The sequence below is a fragment of the Enterococcus faecium genome, from assembly GCF_029023785.1.
GTDB classification, from domain to species: Bacteria; Bacillota; Bacilli; order Lactobacillales; family Enterococcaceae; genus Enterococcus_B; species Enterococcus_B faecium.
Genome location: NZ_CP118955.1, coordinates 1,254,654 through 1,271,728, shown reverse-complemented (window position 1 = coordinate 1,271,728; position 17,075 = coordinate 1,254,654). Strand labels below are relative to the sequence as shown.

The 17,075-nt window shown below is 37.7% G+C and carries 16 protein-coding genes; 2 read left to right on the top strand and 14 right to left on the bottom strand.

Features of this window, described 5'->3' with window-relative positions:
- Positions 1–54: 54 nt before the first annotated feature.
- Entirely contained in the window at positions 55–603 is a 549-nt protein-coding gene (locus tag PYW34_RS06205) for a guanylate kinase (RefSeq protein ID WP_002295911.1), read from the top strand.
- 255 nt (positions 604–858) lie between these two features.
- On the opposite strand, the gene PYW34_RS06200 is transcribed toward PYW34_RS06205, so the two are convergent.
- The 14 genes from PYW34_RS06200 to PYW34_RS06135 form a co-directional block, all read right to left on the bottom strand.
- Complete coding sequence (locus PYW34_RS06200; RefSeq protein ID WP_002295912.1) at positions 859–1,371, bottom strand: GNAT family N-acetyltransferase; 513 nt, start codon at positions 1,369–1,371, stop codon at positions 859–861.
- A gap of 43 nt (positions 1,372–1,414) precedes the next feature.
- Positions 1,415–2,371, bottom strand: coding sequence for a sce7725 family protein (locus PYW34_RS06195; RefSeq protein ID WP_002295913.1), 957 nt, complete (start codon positions 2,369–2,371; stop codon positions 1,415–1,417).
- A gap of 5 nt (positions 2,372–2,376) precedes the next feature.
- Complete coding sequence (locus PYW34_RS06190; protein WP_002303824.1) at positions 2,377–3,066, bottom strand: hypothetical protein; 690 nt, start codon at positions 3,064–3,066, stop codon at positions 2,377–2,379.
- Positions 3,067–3,191: 125 nt separating this feature from the next.
- Positions 3,192–3,851: an amino acid ABC transporter permease gene (locus tag PYW34_RS06185; protein WP_002321153.1), complete on the bottom strand. Its 660-nt coding sequence runs from the start codon at positions 3,849–3,851 to the stop codon at positions 3,192–3,194.
- Complete coding sequence (locus PYW34_RS06180; protein ID WP_002333014.1) at positions 3,851–4,687, bottom strand: transporter substrate-binding domain-containing protein; 837 nt, start codon at positions 4,685–4,687, stop codon at positions 3,851–3,853. Before PYW34_RS06180 ends, PYW34_RS06185 begins: the two co-directional genes overlap by 1 nt.
- A gap of 20 nt (positions 4,688–4,707) precedes the next feature.
- Positions 4,708–6,159 carry an amidase gene (locus tag PYW34_RS06175; protein WP_002333015.1) on the bottom strand — a complete coding sequence of 484 codons (1,452 nt, stop codon included), beginning with the start codon at positions 6,157–6,159 and terminating at the stop codon, positions 4,708–4,710.
- Positions 6,160–6,293: 134 nt separating this feature from the next.
- Positions 6,294–7,238, bottom strand: a complete 945-nt coding sequence (locus PYW34_RS06170) for a dihydroorotate oxidase (RefSeq protein ID WP_002295918.1) — start codon at positions 7,236–7,238, stop codon at positions 6,294–6,296.
- 83 nt (positions 7,239–7,321) lie between these two features.
- Positions 7,322–7,969, bottom strand: a complete 648-nt coding sequence (locus PYW34_RS06165) for a PepSY domain-containing protein (protein WP_002295919.1) — start codon at positions 7,967–7,969, stop codon at positions 7,322–7,324.
- A 229-nt stretch (positions 7,970–8,198) separates the two neighbouring features.
- Positions 8,199–9,365: an SAM-dependent methyltransferase gene (locus PYW34_RS06160; protein ID WP_002295921.1), complete on the bottom strand. Its 1,167-nt coding sequence runs from the start codon at positions 9,363–9,365 to the stop codon at positions 8,199–8,201.
- A gap of 150 nt (positions 9,366–9,515) precedes the next feature.
- Positions 9,516–10,331, bottom strand: a complete 816-nt coding sequence (locus PYW34_RS06155; protein ID WP_002295923.1) for a maltodextrose utilization protein MalA — start codon at positions 10,329–10,331, stop codon at positions 9,516–9,518.
- A gap of 12 nt (positions 10,332–10,343) precedes the next feature.
- Positions 10,344–11,195: a sugar ABC transporter permease gene (locus PYW34_RS06150; protein WP_002288156.1), complete on the bottom strand. Its 852-nt coding sequence runs from the start codon at positions 11,193–11,195 to the stop codon at positions 10,344–10,346.
- Positions 11,196–11,197: 2 nt separating this feature from the next.
- On the bottom strand, positions 11,198–12,499 hold the full coding sequence (locus PYW34_RS06145; RefSeq protein ID WP_002288157.1) for a carbohydrate ABC transporter permease: 1,302 nt from the start codon (positions 12,497–12,499) through the stop codon (positions 11,198–11,200).
- A gap of 146 nt (positions 12,500–12,645) precedes the next feature.
- The gene (locus PYW34_RS06140; protein WP_002288159.1) at positions 12,646–13,905 is read right to left on the bottom strand and encodes an extracellular solute-binding protein; all 1,260 of its coding nucleotides are present in this window, start codon (positions 13,903–13,905) and stop codon (positions 12,646–12,648) included.
- Between the two features lie 101 nt (positions 13,906–14,006).
- Positions 14,007–15,773: a glycoside hydrolase family 13 protein gene (locus tag PYW34_RS06135; protein WP_002288160.1), complete on the bottom strand. Its 1,767-nt coding sequence runs from the start codon at positions 15,771–15,773 to the stop codon at positions 14,007–14,009.
- 388 nt (positions 15,774–16,161) lie between these two features.
- Here PYW34_RS06135 and PYW34_RS06130 point away from each other — a divergent pair, with 388 nt between their 5' ends.
- The gene (locus PYW34_RS06130) at positions 16,162–17,010 is read left to right on the top strand and encodes a YitT family protein (protein ID WP_002295924.1); all 849 of its coding nucleotides are present in this window, start codon (positions 16,162–16,164) and stop codon (positions 17,008–17,010) included.
- Positions 17,011–17,075 lie beyond the last annotated feature (65 nt).

The following is a 17,075-nucleotide window of genomic DNA, read 5'->3' as shown; positions in this document are numbered from 1 at the left end:
GGAAATATTTTCCAAAGCTTTTTCACTTGTTCAATCATCAAAGGAGAAATGACAATGAATTATTGCTATGTATTTATCGGTCCTTCTGGTTCTGGAAAAACTTCACTCGCAGAAGCTATTTTTCAGCCGGAACAAAAGATCATTACTTACACGAATCGATCACCAAGACCTGGGGAAAAAGATCAAGAGGATTATTATTTTGTTTCTGACAATACATTCAATCAGATGATCAAGGGAAATGAGTTTGCAGAGTGGGACCAATATGCTCAACATAAATATGGTTCCAGTAAAGCAGAAATTAAAAAGAAACTGACAGTAGGAAATTGTTACGCCGTTTTGACAGCAAATGGTTTTTGGCATTTATATGAGTATTTCGGGACGGTAGTCCGTCCTATCTTTATTACGATCTCTAAAGAAACATTGCAATCGCGCCTGAAAAAACGTGGAGATTCATCTGAACAGATTTCAGCCAGACTGGCGGTTTATGTAGAAGATTTAGCACAGTTGAAACGTTTGAAAGCTATCCCCTCACTTTTAGTCGTGTCAAACGATGGAGCGTTCCAAGAAGCTGCAGATAAAATAAAAAAAGGATTATTGATATAAATGTATCGAATAATACTCGTAGGATAAGCCGAGAGATCGTGACAAAAGCTATGTCACGACCTCTCGATGAAGGGAGTTTCAGAAAGCAGCTATTTCGTAAAATACGCTAAAATTCCACAAAAATTTGAGAAGCATTTTCGGAAATTCTTTCTTGTTTTTTGAAGCTGGCCACTTCTGTTACAACCTCTTGGCTATCATATGATTATTTTTTTCAGTAGTGTTAATGTCTTTATCTTTGCTCAGATGATTTTATAGTCAATTGATGATTATTTGATATGCTTTTCTTTCGCCGTGTTCAAAAGGAAATTCAATCATCCCTTGATAAGTGAATCCAGCAGAATAGATGGTCTTTTCCATCGGTTCATTAGCTGGATAAGTATCGATACGGATATCTTGGATATTTTTGCTGGCTGCAATCGTCAACAAATGTTCTAAGAACGGTTTTGCTAGTTTTTTTCCTCGAGTACTTTCTGCTAAAGCGACACGATGAATCGATAAATAAGGACCAGTTGATTCTTTCCAACTACCATCTATTTTTGTGTAAACGGGATCCACGCCTGAGACTAATGCAGCTGTTCCAGCAATTTGATCTTCCACTATTAATACATAGCTTTCTTTTCTTTCAATATCGTTCAAAATCGTTTCTTTTGTTGGTTTCTGCCCGTTTTGCCATTGAGGAGAGCCTTGCGAAGCAATGAAATCCGCTGCGGCATTAATGATTTCTACCACTTCTTCTACTTCTTCTTTCCTTGTTTGCCGAATATACATCCAGTTTCCTCTTTTCTATTCCTTTTTCATTTACATTATCTAATCATTGGATCACTTCATATAGTTCCTGAACTTTTGAATAATATTTAAGCCAATCTTTTGGATGATCTAGCAGGTGACTAATAAGTTCCAAATGATGCATAAGTGACCACTTTTTCAACACTCCCAGTCCAGGGAATTTTTGTTGCTGGTAAAGAGCCAATAATTCAATCATTCCTGAAGTAATCAAGAGTTGATGATGGTGACGCATGATCCATTTTTTCATTTTATCTCCTGCTTCAAGAAACTTCAATGCTTGGTCTTTAGCAGAGTCGTTACTGTCAGAGACAAAATGTTTCACGCGTATATTGCCGTAAGCATCAATATACGTTAGATGGATAGCAAGCGCTCGGCTAGGGAACCCTTTATCGAAATAACGGCTACCTTCGATCGTGAAATCAGAAAATCCAATATATCCGTCTGCGTGGAAAAAAAGATAGTCATCACTAAAAAAGTCATCTGTTTTATCTGCATAACTTTCAACATGCTTTCTCGTTTGAAAAGAGTCACGGATCACAATTTTGTTTTCGGGCAGCCAGATGCGAAAGCGACTAGTATCTGGTATCAAAAATTTCGAATCAACTCCTGCCAACTGTTTCCACACCTCTGTATCTTTTGGGTAGTGCTGTCCATCGAAAACAAGAAACGCTGGAGGTGAATCCAGTACTTCACTGAGATTTTCTGGCGTTAAGATCTGTGCAGGGACGACAGAGCTATTTTCTTTGACTGTCCAACTGTGCACATGCTGATCGAATAATTTGAATTGTCCTACTTGGGGATTTTGGATCACAGCGATTGGATGGTGCTTTTTTTGAAATAATTCGATCACATTTTTAAGCGTAGCGGAATCACGTACTGGTTCGATCACTGGTTGGATTTTATTGGAGAGCAATCCTCGCGACAGTGCTTCTTTTAATGCTAATAGGTCAAATTGTTTTCCTCTTAAATAAGGATAGTACATATTTTTCACTCCAATGGCTCTGTAGGCAACCGACGGATCTGCTGTTGTTGCCTCAAATATTCATAATCATGCTGAAGCGCGATAACTTCTTCTTGCAACTCATTGATTGCCTGACTAGCTATTTCCTCTAAAAACCGTTCATAATATCGTTCGTTAGAAAATGGATCTTGATTTTCTGAACGTCTTTTCAATTCTTTGTACAATTGATCTTTTGGAAAATATTTTACGCCTCGCTCCATTTGCTTTGCTTTTCTTACTTCCCTGAATAAAGAAGCCATGAAGCGGTTTGTCAAAGCTTCTTCCGGTACAGCAAGCTCTTTCTTTGCTGCTTTTTTCGCAATCAGAAATGTACCAGAGGCAGGCATCTCCTCTTCAACCGTGTACGGACGATACACTAAAACACCTATTCCTGTAGGGATTTCAGTTTTTACTTCTTCATATAGTTTACTTGGTAAAACAAAATAATTATAATGTCCAACAAATGACAGTTTGGCTGTAGAGCGAAAATCTGCTTTTGTCACTTTCAGCTCATAGCATCGCCATTCTCGGCTTCCATCAAATTTTGTCAAGCAGCTAAGCGTATCTACAATTCCTTGGTCATCAGGCATCGTGACTTCTTCTACAACCAAGCCGCCTTGCTCGATGCAATATTGGTATAACGAGGATTCTATTTCGATGGTTAGCGGGGTCTTCATGTTTTCTACCTCCGAACATATTTTCGATTTACATTTTACATGAAATGGTTTTAAAATACTAGGCAGAATATACAAGAAACAAAAAATAGAAATGGTGCCAGCCACGCTAGCACCATTTCTATTTTTCAGATTGACTGATGGATAGAACGTTTTTCTAAATACTGTTGCACTTTTTCGATCCCGATACAAATGACCCAATAAATCAGTGCAACTAAAATATAGAGAGAAAAATAATCGAATGTCCGACCGCCTATGATCTTTGCTTTTTGAAATATTTCTGGCACTGTGATTGTTGCTGCTAACGAAGTACCTTTCACTAGATCCATAGCTACGTTACTGAGTGCCGGTACTGAGATTCGAAAAGCTTGCGGCAAAACGATATATTTCAATACCCCAAAGAAAGAAAAACCAGAAGCTAAACCAGCGTCCCACTGACCTGAAGAAACGCCTGCTAGTGATCCTCGATAGATTTCACCAATAAATGCACTGCTGGTAATCGTAAAGCAGATGACTGAAGCCGTTAAGGCACTTAATTGATAAGGTAACCCGAAATATAACAGAAACAGCAGGACTAGTGCGGGAATGCCTCTAAAGAACGATAAATAAAAACGAATAAATACATTCAGAGGCAGCCAATCCAAAAGACCTAAAACTGTCAAAAGCAACCCTACCAAATTTCCTAAAAGAAACGACACGAAGCCAATCCCTAATGTGTATACCAAGCCTTGCAGTACGAAAGGAAGTGAAGTCCACATGAGGGAAAAATCAATTAGAGGAAAGTACATCACTCACTCACCGACTCAGCCATCGTTTCTTTCGGTTTGACTGAAACATCAGTTTGAAAATATTTTTCAGATATTTTCTTTGTCGTCCCATCTTCTTTCATCTCTTTTAATACGCCATCGATTTTCTTTTTCAGAGCATCATTTCCTTCTTTCAATAAAAAACCACTTTCGTTTTCATTGAAATAAACGTTCTCCAGTATTTTTACAGGGATATCTGGTAAAGCAGATACGGCCATTTTCTGCAGATAATAATCATTTAGAATAACATCTGTTCGACCATTTGCTACATCGCTTAAATACTGATCATTCGTGGCATTGTCATATGTGACTAATTTAGCTCCGTGTTTTTCCGCTAAACGCATATAGCTAGTATTGGGTTCGCCAGCTGCTTTTTTCCCTTTAAGATCTTCAAGTGAGTGGATTCCTGAATCATCTTTTTTTCGTACGATCATACTGTCAAATGAATATTTGAAAGTCTCTGAAAGGGAGAATCTTTTTTCTCTTTCTTTTGTGATACCAAAATCGTTCGCAGCAAAATCTGATTCTCTTTTTGAAACAGAAGTGATTTGTCCATCCACGTTGTATTCTTTAAAGGAGATTTTGACATTTAACCGTTTAGCCACCTCTTTTGCCAAATCTACATCATAACCAACTAATTCATTTTGATCATTATAATAAGATGCGGGAAACAGTGTGCCAGAAGTCGCTACTACTAATTCTTTCTTTTTTTCTACATTACTCCAGCTGTTATCTTCCTGATTAGCGGCAGCTGTACCGCAAGCGCTTAAAATAAAAAAGGCACTAGTTATTAGAGCAAACAATCTTTTTTTCTTCATTCTTCTTCTCCTTGTTTCTGCTATTTCCATGGATTTGGTAAATGGAACTGATGATTTGCTTCAAATAGATAGCCGATTTGAAATAGCAAATCTTCTCTTCCTCTGGCAGCCATAAATTGGATTCCTAGAGGCATGTTTTCTTTTGTCAAATGAGTAGGCAAGCTGATTGCTGGTTGTCCAGTCAGATTAGCCAACTGTGTATAAGGTGTGATCTTCAAGCTCTCCTCAAACATGGAAGAAACAACGTCTAAACCTTCTACTTCAGAACAATCACTGATGTGTTCCATCTGTGCTCTTATCGCATCACTTTGCAAATCTTCGCTGATTTTAGGGGCGGTAAATGCAGTCGTTGGTGAAAGGAATAGATCGTATTCTTGATGTAGGTTTTCCATGACAATTGCTGCTTCATCCCATACATGCAGAGAATCGATGTAAGTAGCGGCAGAGAGCTTCTGACCATATTGGAACAAAGTCCAAGAAATGGGTTCAAGTTCTTCTTTTCTGACAGCTCGCTGGATGCCTGTTTCAATCGAGCGGATCATTGCTGCTGTTTCTGCGCCATTCATCTGATAATAAGACGTGATCAGTTTACGACCATCTAGTGGGTAAGGAATCTCTGTCAAATCATGCCCTTCTTTTCCAAGGAAATCTACAGCTTTTTTTACAGCAAGTACTGCCTCTTCACTAATCTGTGAGTGGATCGGTGAATCAATACAAAAAGCTATCTTCAACCGTTTTTTTCTTGGATGTGTTTGCCACTCAACTGGCGATACTTGATATGGCGCACCGGAATGGATACTTCTCATCCCATAAAATAAAGCCTCCGTGTCTCTCATAGAAACTGTCAAGCCGAAATCAATAGCAGCTCCTTGCCATCCTCTCCAAGCATATGGACCAACTGGCATCGTCCCTCGCGAAGGTTTCAGCCCAATCAATCCGCAAAACGAAGCGGGTATTCTAATAGAACCACCGCCATCACTAGCACCAGCTAAAGGAACGATTCCTGATGAAACTGCAGCAGCAGCTCCTCCACTTGATCCGCCCGGTGTACATTCAAGGTTCCAAGGGTTTCTTGCTGGGCCATAGATGACTGGGTCTGTAATATTTTTGAAACCAAACTCTGGCGCATTGGTTTGTCCAAAAGGAACTAGACCTATCGCTTCTGCTTGCCGCACATAATTAGATGTATGAGAAGCTCGGTGTGTTTCAAATAAACGAGATCCTGAAGTAGCTAGCCATCCCTTTTTTTCTTGACCGAGCATTTTTAAAGGAAATGGGATACCAGCCAATGGCCCTTTTTCTGACTGGGGAATCAATAGCTCGTGGGAATTACTCTCGAATGGTTCAAGCGCGACAAACGCATTCAATTCATGATTTTGCTTCTTTATTTTTTTCTGTATATCCGTAACTAGTTCTTGAAAACTAAATTCTTTTTCTTTAAGCTCTTTTGCTAATTCTGTTGCATCATTCATATTATCCTCCTTTTTGCCTCTGTTATTTTCCCACAAGTTCGTCTAACATACAATGAGTACGCTTGCACAGGAATGAACAGACGAGTGTTTTTTATAAAAAAAGACGAAGATCAATCATGACCTTCGTCTCTTTGCTATGAAATGGTGCGTAATTTGCCTTTAAATTCGTCAATTGACGTATATCCTTTTTCTGACATAATCTGCGTTAATTCTTTTATGATTCTAGAAAAAATTTCCGGCCCTTCTTTATGAAGCTCTGTACCAATCTGTAACATGCTTGCGCCACATAGCAGATGTTCAAATGCATCTTGTCCTGTCCGAATCCCACCTGTACCAATGATTTGGATTTCTGGTTTCAAACGTGTATAAAAAGCGCGAACATTCGCCAAAGCAGTCGGCTTGATATACTCTCCGCCAATGCCGCCGAACCCTTCTTTTGGTTTGATGACTACTGCTTCTTGTTCTGTATCGATATACAAACCATTGCCCACACTGTTGATAGCATTGACATAGGTCAATGGAAACTGATTCAAGATATCAGCCATCTGATCAAAATGAGCAAAATCAAAATAAGGAGGCAATTTGATTCCTAGCGGCTTAGAAAAGATGCTGAATACTTCTTTCAGTGTTTCATAAGTGGCCTCAAAATCGTAAGCTAGTTGTGGTTTTCCAGGCACATTGGGACAAGATAAATTTAATTCAGTGATCCCATTAAACCCACTTTTTTCTATTTTCTCAAGCATTTCCAAGTTTTCCTGGACACTCATCCCGGCAATGGAAAAAAATAACGGTTGATTTTGGTTTTCCTGCACTTTTTCATACGCAAGAGCATACTCTAGATAATAAGAAAAACCTAAGTTTGGAAGTCCCATAGAATTGATACTCCCTAAAGGAACATCAAAATAGCGTGGTTCGGGATTTCCTTTTCGTTCATTGATCGTACAGCTCTTAGTGATAAATGCTCCTGCTTCTGAATGAGCCAGTTCATCTAATTCCTGGGTAGTCATGCAGTGGACACCAGATGCATTCATCAAAGGATTGGCAAAGATATGATTGGCAAAGGTCGTTTCTAAACTCAAGTAAATCGCTCCTTCAAACAAGTTATTTTGTCTAGTGTATCATGACTAAAAGAAAAATCAACTCTTGTTTTCCGAAGAAATTCTTAATCATCTTGTTCAGTTGACAGTACTTCGCCTGTTTGGCTATTGATCTTGACTGATGTACTTTGATTGCCGTCTTTTACTTTGACTTCCCAATAAGTAGTACCTAAATCTTTATCCAAATCCCAATCTGTTGCCGTACCGCTTCCTACTTTGTCGACGGCGATTTTTGCTGCTTCCTCAATCGTGATCAATTTATCAACATCCAGACCATCTTCTTTTTTCTTTTGACCATTTTGTTCATCTCGATCTAGAGTTTCTGGATTCTCTGTCTCCATTTTTTCATTTTGAGCATCAATTCTTGCTTCGTATTCTTTTTGATCATCGACACCTTCTATCTTGTAGAAGTAAGATCCCCAATCACTATCTAATTCCAAACTAGTAATTGCAGTATCTGGGTATTTATCTTGGAACAATTCGATCGCACGAGCTGCAGACACTTTGATATCTGACTGAGTACTTGCTTCACTAGAACTTTTTGTCTGGCTAGACGAAGATGTGCTTGCTTTTGTTGAGGAGTCCGATACCTGTGAAGAGCGCTGTTCGCTACTGGAAGACGTATTCCCAGATGTGCCTTGATTGGTATTTGATTGACAAGCAGCTAAAAACAAAGCTGCAAATAAACTAGTATAAATAACAGTTTTTTTCATTGATTCGATCCCCTTTGTTATAAAATAGTATTCTATTACAAGTATAACGAAGAAAAAATTTTCTGTCATGTTTAAAAATTAAAGAACCAAACTTTTATTATGAAAATATAAAGAAAAAGAAACTAAGCTTTAGAGACAATCCTAGAAGTTAGACAAAAAAGTTCACTTCTGGAGCATCATAAAACTTAGCTTCTTTTTAAATAGTCTTTAAACAGTACTTTTGCCTCAATTATGCACGATGCATTGGGATGTCATTGTTTCCAGGTTGAACAAGCAAATATTGAATCACATCGATATTACTTGATTCAAATGAAGCTGCACAAGCTTGTAAATATAGATCCCACATTCGATAGAAGGAATCACCCATTTCTTTCGTGACTTGATCTTGGACTTGATGAAAATTCTTTGTCCAATGTTCTAATGTCAATTGGTAGTCACGACGTAAGCTTTCCAAATCAATCAGTTGCAAATCGTTTTTTGTAATATTATCAACTAATTCAGTAACACCAGGGACATAACCGCCAGGGAAAATATATTTATTGATCCAAGCATTTGTCGCACCGCCTTGTTGTCGGCTGATTCCATGGATCAAAGCTGTTCCTTTTGGTTTCAATAAATCTTTTACCACTTTGAAATAACCTTCAAGATTTTCAGAACCTACATGTTCGAACATACCTACACTTGTGATATGATCAAACGTTTCGCCTTTTAGTTCGCGGTAATCCATTAATAATACACGGCATTTATCTTCTAAATGTTCTTCTTTTATTCTTTTGGTAATCAAATCGTATTGTTCTTCACTTAGTGTGATCCCAGTTGCCTTGACATTATACTCTTTGGTAGCAGTGAACATCAATGTTCCCCAGCCACAACCGATATCAAGCAACGTTTCGCCTTCTTTGATAAAGAGTTTGTCTAAGATATGATGGACTTTATTGATTTGTGCTTGTTCCAACGTATCTTCAGGTGTATTGAAATAAGCACAAGAATAAGTCAAAGTTGGATCTAGCCAAAGTTTATAAAAGTCGTTACCTAAGTCATAATGCGCATGGATATCTTCTTTGTTTTTTTGTTTCGTATGTTTTTCTTTCTTTGGCAGCCATTTTAGATAATCTTTTCCTCGTAAAAAGCTGTTTGCTTGCTGATAAGCATCGTTGATCAATGCTTGGATACTTCCCTCGATCTCGATTCGATGATCCATATAGGCTTCTCCTAGTGCCAAAGAAGCGTTACTTGTAATCTCTTTCATTGGGATTTCTTCATGGATATTGATTTTGATTTGGGGAGGAGTGTCCGTATCTCCGTATTGTTTCGTTGTACCGTCCCAATAATTTACTTCGACAGGGAGCGAGAAAGAACGTGAAAATAATTGATTGTATAAAGTTTTCTCTAACATGATTTTCCTCCTTAAAAAAACTACCCTATTACGTTAATACTAAAAAAGAAAAGAATCAACTAAGAAGTTTAATTTTTTCAGAAATTTTTCAAAAACTACTTTATTTTTCATTTTTTTCACATTCATTGTCGCATAAATCGCTTAAACTTGTCATTCGACACGCTTATCTTTGAATCTTGTTTTGACAAAAACCCATAAAAGCAGCAAGACAGTTATCGTTGTTTGGACACTTAGCATCAAGATAAAGTCAAAGTGGATAAACCCTACAACTGCTGCTGCCATGGAACCTATTCCCATAACATTCAGCATCAAATTTGCACTCTCTTTGAATGTATGAATGGATGAAAGTTGGCTTTTTCTTGTCATCCACAAGAAAAAGGAAGCCCCGAATAAAATGAGACTCGTCATGACAAATAGGACAAGACCAAGACTTAAACTATAAGATAAAATGATTGTTGGACGATTACTGGCATAAAATTCTCTTTCTAAAAATCGTTGGAAATCTTCGGGCGTACGTACAGAATCTGGTTGGAAAGATGGGCTATAATTCATCGTATAGCGGCGTATACCAGATTTATCCTTTTGTTGGATCACCCATTGTTCCTTCTCAAAATCAATAAAAGTTCCATGATCGGATTGTTGTTTCTCAGATAAAGACACACCTACCAAAATTTCAGGGGTCACAGCTATCGTTTGTTGCGATGCTTGTAACCCAGTTTCAGATAATTCAAGTTCAGAAAATTTTTGGGTTCCTTGTTCATCGATCAGCGAATGAACGGATAGAAATTGTTCTAATGGAATCGCTTGGATCTGATTGGCATAAAAAAGAGTCACAGGCATGACCATCAAGGAAACTAAAAATACAAATATCAAGAAAAATTTAGGCCATGATAATAGTTTGCGTCCCGCAAACACTTGAGTTGGCGTACGTAATGCGGAAAAATAGTTTAACGGAAATGTTTGCATGATACTCTGCTCCTATCCTTTTGTTCCGCCAGATGTCAGGCCGGTAACAAAGTTCTTTTGTAAAAAGAAGAATAATAGACAAATCGGTAGTGCAATCAAAATTGCCCCAGCAGCAAAAAGAGAGACTCTTTGGTTTGTCACATCAGAAATAAATGTTTGTAAGCCGACAGCAACAGTCTGATTTTCAGGTGTTCGAAGCAGGAACTTAGCTAACATGAAATCCCCAAAAGGTCCCATAAAAGCCCATAATGCTTGAACGGCGAGCATCGGTTTGACAAGCGGTAATACAATCTGGAAAAAAATCCTGAAATGCCCTGCCCCATCAAGTTTAGCAGATTCATCTAAATCTATTGGTACAGTGTCAAAGTATCCTTTCATCAGCCAAGTATTCATTGGAATTCCACCGCCTATATAGATCATTGTCAAGAACCAGTACTTATCGAGCGCTTCTAATAAGAAAGCCATGACATAAAAGGCAGTCAATGCTGCCATAGTCGGTACCATCTGAATCACTAAAAAGAACATCAAACTTGATTTGCGGCCGATAAAACGATAGCGACTATAAGTATAGCCCGCCAAAGTTACTACAGTCACTTGTACGATCATTGTTAGGACAGAAATGATCAATGTATTTTTATACCAAGTCCCGTAAAGTGTTTCACTGAATAGCCGAGTAAAGTTTCCTAAAGTCCAGTCACTTGAAAGATCTAAACTAAAAGCTGCAATATTTCCTGACTTGAAGGCAGTACTTGCTGTGATCAAAAGCGGATAGATGATAATGACTGACAGTATTAAAAGAAAAAAGTAAGTAAAAAAGTGAGAAAGTCGTTTTTGGAATCGAGCACTCGAATGAAATTTTTTCATTGTTAATCCCCCATATTGAACGCATTTGTCTTTTTAAATACCAGCAATGACACACAGATAACGATGACGGAGATAATCAACGTGATTGCTGAAGCCATAGAATACTGCGGAGAAGTTCCAGTCGTAAGTTTATAGATCCAGGAAATAAGAATATCAGTAGAACCAGCTCCTCCGCCTACGCTTCCGGGACCACCATTGTTAAACAGATAGATCATGGAGAAATTATTGAAATTCCCCGTATACTGTGTAATAAATGTTGGCGCTGCCACTAGGAAGACAGCAGGAAGCGTGATGTTTGAAAAGCGCTGCCATGCATTTGCTCCGTCGATTTTTGCTGCTTCATATAAGTCTTCTGAAATCGATTGTAAGATTCCTGTAACCATCACATAGATATAGGGAAATCCTAACCAGCCCTGCACTAAGATAATTGCTACTTTCGTCCAGTTCGGGTCCGTTTTCCAAGAGATTGCACTGATATCTACAAAAGGAAGCTGGTTTATGAAAGGAATCACTTGAGTATTGATGGCACCTACGCTATCGTTGAATATATTCGAAAAACTCATGATAGTAATAAAAGCTGGGACCGCCCATGGTAATAAGAAAATGATACCGAAAATACGTTTGAATTTAATAAATTTCTGGTGAGCAACAACCGCTGTGAGAATACCAAGGGTGATTTGCAAAGTTGTTGCACATAAAGTCCAAATCACGGTCCACGAAAAGACTGCAAAAAAAGTATTACGATATGAGCTTAAAAAGAAGATACTAAAAAAGTTTTTAGCCCCTACCCAATCAATTAAACTGGCTGGTGGAATATGATTGAAGTCATAATTAGTAAATGCAGTGAACAATGTAACTAGGACTGGGAAAATGATCGTAAAAATCATGAGAAGATAAGCGGGAAGTGTCAATAGATAAGGAAAACCTTCATCACCTATATTATGTATGACTTCCTTCATCGTCCGATTGATTTTTTTGCCCTCTTGACGCATCTTCGCTACTCGATAAGCGTCTAAAAGATTCAAACCGTAAAAAATCAAGAAAATGATTGTAATGATGAATTGCAAAGTGCCTTCAATCAAAATAAATAATGAATGATCTTCCATTGGTATACTTCCCAAAGTAACCAATCCTACCAATGCATGAAATCCGCCCAGAAGCATCTGACCAATGAATAGGACGAATATGGCGAAAAAAACGATACCTTTAAAAGCTTGGCCATTTACAAACTGCCCCATCCCTGGAATAAGTGAACAAAGCGTGATTTTTTTTTCGTTGATATTGCTTGTTTTATCTTGCTGCATCTGAATGCCCCCTCTAAACTTGCTAAACCGCAAACTGCTTTTAAGATAATGGCAACAAGAGCAAGATAATTTTCCATCTCGCTCTTGCCACTTTTATCTGAAGCACCTGTTCCATTTTTTATAAAAATGGACGGTTATCATTTTAATCAGTATTTTTGTTCTATGGCTTCACTGATTGTTTTTACTGCTTCATCTGCGGATTCTTTTGGTGTTTTTGAACCTGATGCTGCATCGAACATCAAGTTTTCTGCACCTGTCCAAACTTCGCCCATTTCTGGGATGTTTGGCATCGCTTGAGCTGTTTCATATTGTTCAATCACAGCTGTTGTTAATTCATCGTTTTTAGCCTTTGCTGTTTCCCTAGCTTGTTGGTTTGCAGGGATTTCATTTACCATTTCAAAGAATTTTTCTTGATTTTCCTGATTCGTTACATAATCAAGCCATTTTTGAGAGAGGTCTTTGTTTTTAGCATAATTGCTGACTACCCATCCTTTTCCTCCGCCAAACGGTTGATAAGGCTGTCCATTATTTAGAGTAGGAATTTTGGCTACACCATAATTGATATTGTTTTCTTTGTATGTTTGCGCTTGCCATGGACCGTCAATGATTGCTGCAGTTTTATTGGACATGAATTGCTGGCTGGCGAAGTCTCCTGCACTTTTTATGTCTTGCATTCCCTTTGGCCAAACATTTTTGAACCAATCTGTTGCATAAGAGATTCCTTCTACAGCACCTGCATTATTCAAACCGATATCTGAAGGATTTGTGCCATCATCACCAAATACATAGCCACCGTAACCTGCAATTAAACCATAGGAATAATAAAAGTCAGTCCATTTAGCTAAAAATCCTGTATTTTTTCCTGCTTCTGACTCAAAAGCAAAACGACTGTCTTTGGATAGATTCTCCAAATCTTTAAACGTTGATGGTGCTGTATCGACTAAATCTTTGTTATAGTACAAAACAAGGGTCTCGATTACTGCAGGTTCTCCGTAGATTTTTCCATCATAAGTCACTTGGGCTTTGTCTGTTTCATCGTAAGCTGCTTCATTTCCCAGTTTTACTTCCGCCAGATGTCCTTGCTGTCCTAACGCACCGATCCGGTCATATGCTGCCATCATAACGTCAGGTCCCTTTCCAGCAGGCCCATCTAACGCTAATGATTCCAACTGATCGAACATGTCCTTTTCTACTAGCTTGATTTTCACATCGTTTTCTTTTTCGAAAGTGTTTTTTATTTCGTTTATATAATCTTTATATCCAGAATCAACGGAAACTGTTAACGTTTTTCCTTCATCGGCTTCCCCTTCTGCTGAAGAGTTACCATTGCCACAAGCCGCTAATCCGCCTAAGATTCCTAAAGAGATTAACCCTAAACCCAACTGTTTCACACTTCTTTTTTTCATCTTCATTTCCTCCTGTGTATTCAACGTGCTGTTACACCCTTATTATAATGGGCACAAATCTTCATTTGCAAACGCTTTCTTGTTGTTACCGGTAACAGTTTTCAACACATGATCAAAAATCCGTATTGTCGTATCTCTGCTTTCCCGTCTTCTAACAACTGACAATTTTGACTAAGAATCACCTCATTTTCCTGTTCTACTACCCAAGGTTCTTTTGACTGATTAAAGTAAACATAGATGATCTGTCCCTCTAGTTCCCGTGTGAAATAGAGCTTATCTTCACGATCATATACTATTAGCCACTGAGTAGAACCTTCAGAAATAATCTTAGACAACTGTTTCCTTAGAGAAACAAGTTCTTTTATAAAACCGAATAGCTCTAGATCTTGTTCCTCCTTCTCCCATATCATACATTTGCGGCAATCCGGGTCATCTTCACCAGTCATCCCTATTTCTGTCCCGTAATAGATACAAGGAGACCCTTTTTGAAGAAACATAAAGGCCATCACAGACTTCATCAATTCTTTGTTACCTTGGCAAAGGGTCAAGATCCTGGCAGTATCATGAGAATCTAATAAGTTGAATGTTCCTTCGTTCACCTGATCTCTGTAAAGCATTTGCTGATGATTCATTCCACTGACCATTTGTGAAGCTGTGATTTTCTTTTTTGCAAAATAATCTTTAATCGAATCTGTGAATGCATAATTCATCACTGCATGGAATTCATCCCCTTGCAGCCAAGCTTGAGAGGAATGCCAAATCTCTCCAAGGATATAGATGTCTGGTTTGATTTCTGTAACTGCTTCTCTGAATTTTTTCCAAAAATGATGATCGACTTCATTAGCAACATCAAGACGCCATCCATCAATATCGAATTCTTTTATCCAATAAGTTGCGATATCCAGCAAATATTTTTGCACTTCTGGATTTGCTGTATTTAGTTTCGGCATGAATGGAGTAAAAGCAAAAGTATCATATGGGATATTTTCAGCAGTTTCTGGTAAGTCAGTCATCTGATAAGAATCTACTGGGAAAAAACGGATGTGGAACCAGTCTTTATAGATCGATTTTTCTCCGTTTTTGAGAACGTCTTGCCACTGTGGTGAATGGACACCCATATGATTGAATACAGCATCGAACATGATACGTATCCCTCTTTTATGTGCTTCATCAATCAAGTTTTTTAAAAGTTTTTTATCGCCAAAAGCGGGATCCACCTCATAATAATCAATCGTATCGTATTTATGATTGGATGTGGCTTTAAATATGGGACAAAAATAGATGCCATTGACGCCAAGGTCCGTCAAGTAATCCAAATGATCCCTCACACCTTGCAAATCTCCCCCGAAGAAGTCTTCTCGGTCTGGATCTTTACTTCCCCAAGGTAAAGTGTGTTCGGGGTCATTTGCTTTGTCCCCGTTTGCAAATCTTTCGGGAAAAATTTGATACCATACTGTTTCTTTTACCCATTCTGGAATAGTGAATCGATCGATTTGATGAAAATAAGGTATTCGAAAATAAAAATTTGGTTCAGTAATCACATTTTCTCGATAAGGAAAAATTCCTTGATCACCGTAAAAACAGTCCGTGTTATCTTCCCCAACAACATGGAACGCATACTGTAAGCGCCTTGTTTCGCTCGTCACTTCAATTTCCCAATAATCATGAACATTGGTACTTAGACATTTTTTCATTGGTCGTTGTTTTTGATACCATTTTTCAGTTGTTATGGTATATGGATCTCCACAAAGCACATATACTTTTTTGATATCATTTTTCCTAGTACGAAGCCGAATACGAAATCTTGTATTCGTATATAGAAATGCATATTCACTTTCCGGTCGATGATAAATTGCAGCTGTATCCATTGATTTCCTCCTTGTGTTTTAATATGACGTCATCACTATAAGTGATAGAGAAACAAAAGACAACGCTTTCAAAAATGTTATCGGTAACAGTTTTTTGATACCGAATTTTTATTTTTTAAACTTGCCAAATAGATAGACTTAAAACTTTTAAAAGTTTTAATCTACTTCCTGTACTATTTAGTGTCCTGAATTTATCTTAAGCGATCAATTTCTCCAATTTTCTAAAGTAAAAGTTTTTTAACAGTTTTTAACGTAGAAGTATATTCTAGAAGAATGAAACATAATAATTTAGGCTAGCCTAATTTTTTTATTAATTAAAGTTAACTTAAGGTGAAAAGTAAGTTATAATAAGATAAGAGTATTATTAATGAATTAAGGAAGTGGATAAATGAAAGAAACGAGACAATTTATATGGACATACATTAAGATTATTTTTGCCCTCTTCATATTAGGAGTCGCTATCAATATGTTTTTAGGGCCTCATCATATTGCTGCTGGAGGTGTCAGCGGTCTAGGAATATTACTGGAAGCTGCTTTAGGATTTGACCGAGCTATAGTTATTTTAGTGTTGAATATCGTTATGTTGGTACTAGCTCTTCTATTTTTAGGTAAAAAACCCTTTTTTAAAGTACTTTTCGGAAGCTTGTTTTTTCCTTTAATCATTGCAATAGTTCCAGAAACAATGATTACTTCAGATCGGTTGTTGTCTGTCATTTTTGGAAGTGCGATTTTTGCTTTAGGAGTTGCGATTTTATATAAAAACAACTCTTCTAGCGGCGGTACGACGATCCCTCCCCTCATTTTTAAAAAATATTTCCACTTGAATACTTCGATTGGCTTATTTTTTACAGACGCATTCGTTGTTTCTCTTAATCTGTTTGTTTTTGGAATAGAAGAGTTTCTTTATGCTATTTTATCTATTGCAATCACTTCAATTGTCATGACTTATATCGAAACAGGTATCAATCGAAAGAAATCTGTTATGGTCATGAGTGAACATTATTTGGAAGACATCCGCCTTCGCTTAAGTGCTGAGATTGGACGTGGCCTTACCCTGCTAGAGGCAAAAGGCGGGTATAATCGAAAGTCAAAAGAGGTTTTATTGATCGTTGTGACTGATCATGAATTTTCCCGAATGAAACCATTGATAGAAGAAATCGATCCAAGTGCCTTTGTCATTGTCAGCAGCGTAGCAGAAGTAATGGGACGCGGATTTACTTATCATCCAATCGAATGAGTTGGTAAGTAAATCCGCTATTTTTTTGAATGCGTTTTCTTTAACTGGTATAATAAAAGAATCTA

What these genes read in the sequence shown, in the direction of transcription:
- PYW34_RS06175 (WP_002333015.1), bottom strand. Translation starts at nt 6,159, where the DNA reads ATGAATGATGCAACAGAATTAGCAAAAGAGCTTAAAGAAAAAGAATTT.
- PYW34_RS06155 (WP_002295923.1), bottom strand. Translation starts at nt 10,331, where the DNA reads ATGCAAACATTTCCGTTAAACTATTTTTCCGCATTACGTACGCCAACT.
- PYW34_RS06160 (WP_002295921.1), bottom strand. Translation starts at nt 9,365, where the DNA reads ATGTTAGAGAAAACTTTATACAATCAATTATTTTCACGTTCTTTCTCG.
- PYW34_RS06200 (WP_002295912.1), bottom strand. Translation starts at nt 1,371, where the DNA reads ATGTATATTCGGCAAACAAGGAAAGAAGAAGTAGAAGAAGTGGTAGAA.
- PYW34_RS06165 (WP_002295919.1), bottom strand. Translation starts at nt 7,969, where the DNA reads ATGAAAAAAACTGTTATTTATACTAGTTTATTTGCAGCTTTGTTTTTA.
- PYW34_RS06205 (WP_002295911.1), top strand. Translation starts at nt 55, where the DNA reads ATGAATTATTGCTATGTATTTATCGGTCCTTCTGGTTCTGGAAAAACT.
- PYW34_RS06145 (WP_002288157.1), bottom strand. Translation starts at nt 12,499, where the DNA reads ATGCAGCAAGATAAAACAAGCAATATCAACGAAAAAAAAATCACGCTT.
- PYW34_RS06180 (WP_002333014.1), bottom strand. Translation starts at nt 4,687, where the DNA reads ATGAAGAAAAAAAGATTGTTTGCTCTAATAACTAGTGCCTTTTTTATT.
- PYW34_RS06185 (WP_002321153.1), bottom strand. Translation starts at nt 3,851, where the DNA reads ATGTACTTTCCTCTAATTGATTTTTCCCTCATGTGGACTTCACTTCCT.
- PYW34_RS06140 (WP_002288159.1), bottom strand. Translation starts at nt 13,905, where the DNA reads ATGAAAAAAAGAAGTGTGAAACAGTTGGGTTTAGGGTTAATCTCTTTA.
- PYW34_RS06150 (WP_002288156.1), bottom strand. Translation starts at nt 11,195, where the DNA reads ATGAAAAAATTTCATTCGAGTGCTCGATTCCAAAAACGACTTTCTCAC.
- PYW34_RS06195 (WP_002295913.1), bottom strand. Translation starts at nt 2,371, where the DNA reads ATGTACTATCCTTATTTAAGAGGAAAACAATTTGACCTATTAGCATTA.
- PYW34_RS06130 (WP_002295924.1), top strand. Translation starts at nt 16,162, where the DNA reads ATGAAAGAAACGAGACAATTTATATGGACATACATTAAGATTATTTTT.
- PYW34_RS06135 (WP_002288160.1), bottom strand. Translation starts at nt 15,773, where the DNA reads ATGGATACAGCTGCAATTTATCATCGACCGGAAAGTGAATATGCATTT.
- PYW34_RS06190 (WP_002303824.1), bottom strand. Translation starts at nt 3,066, where the DNA reads ATGAAGACCCCGCTAACCATCGAAATAGAATCCTCGTTATACCAATAT.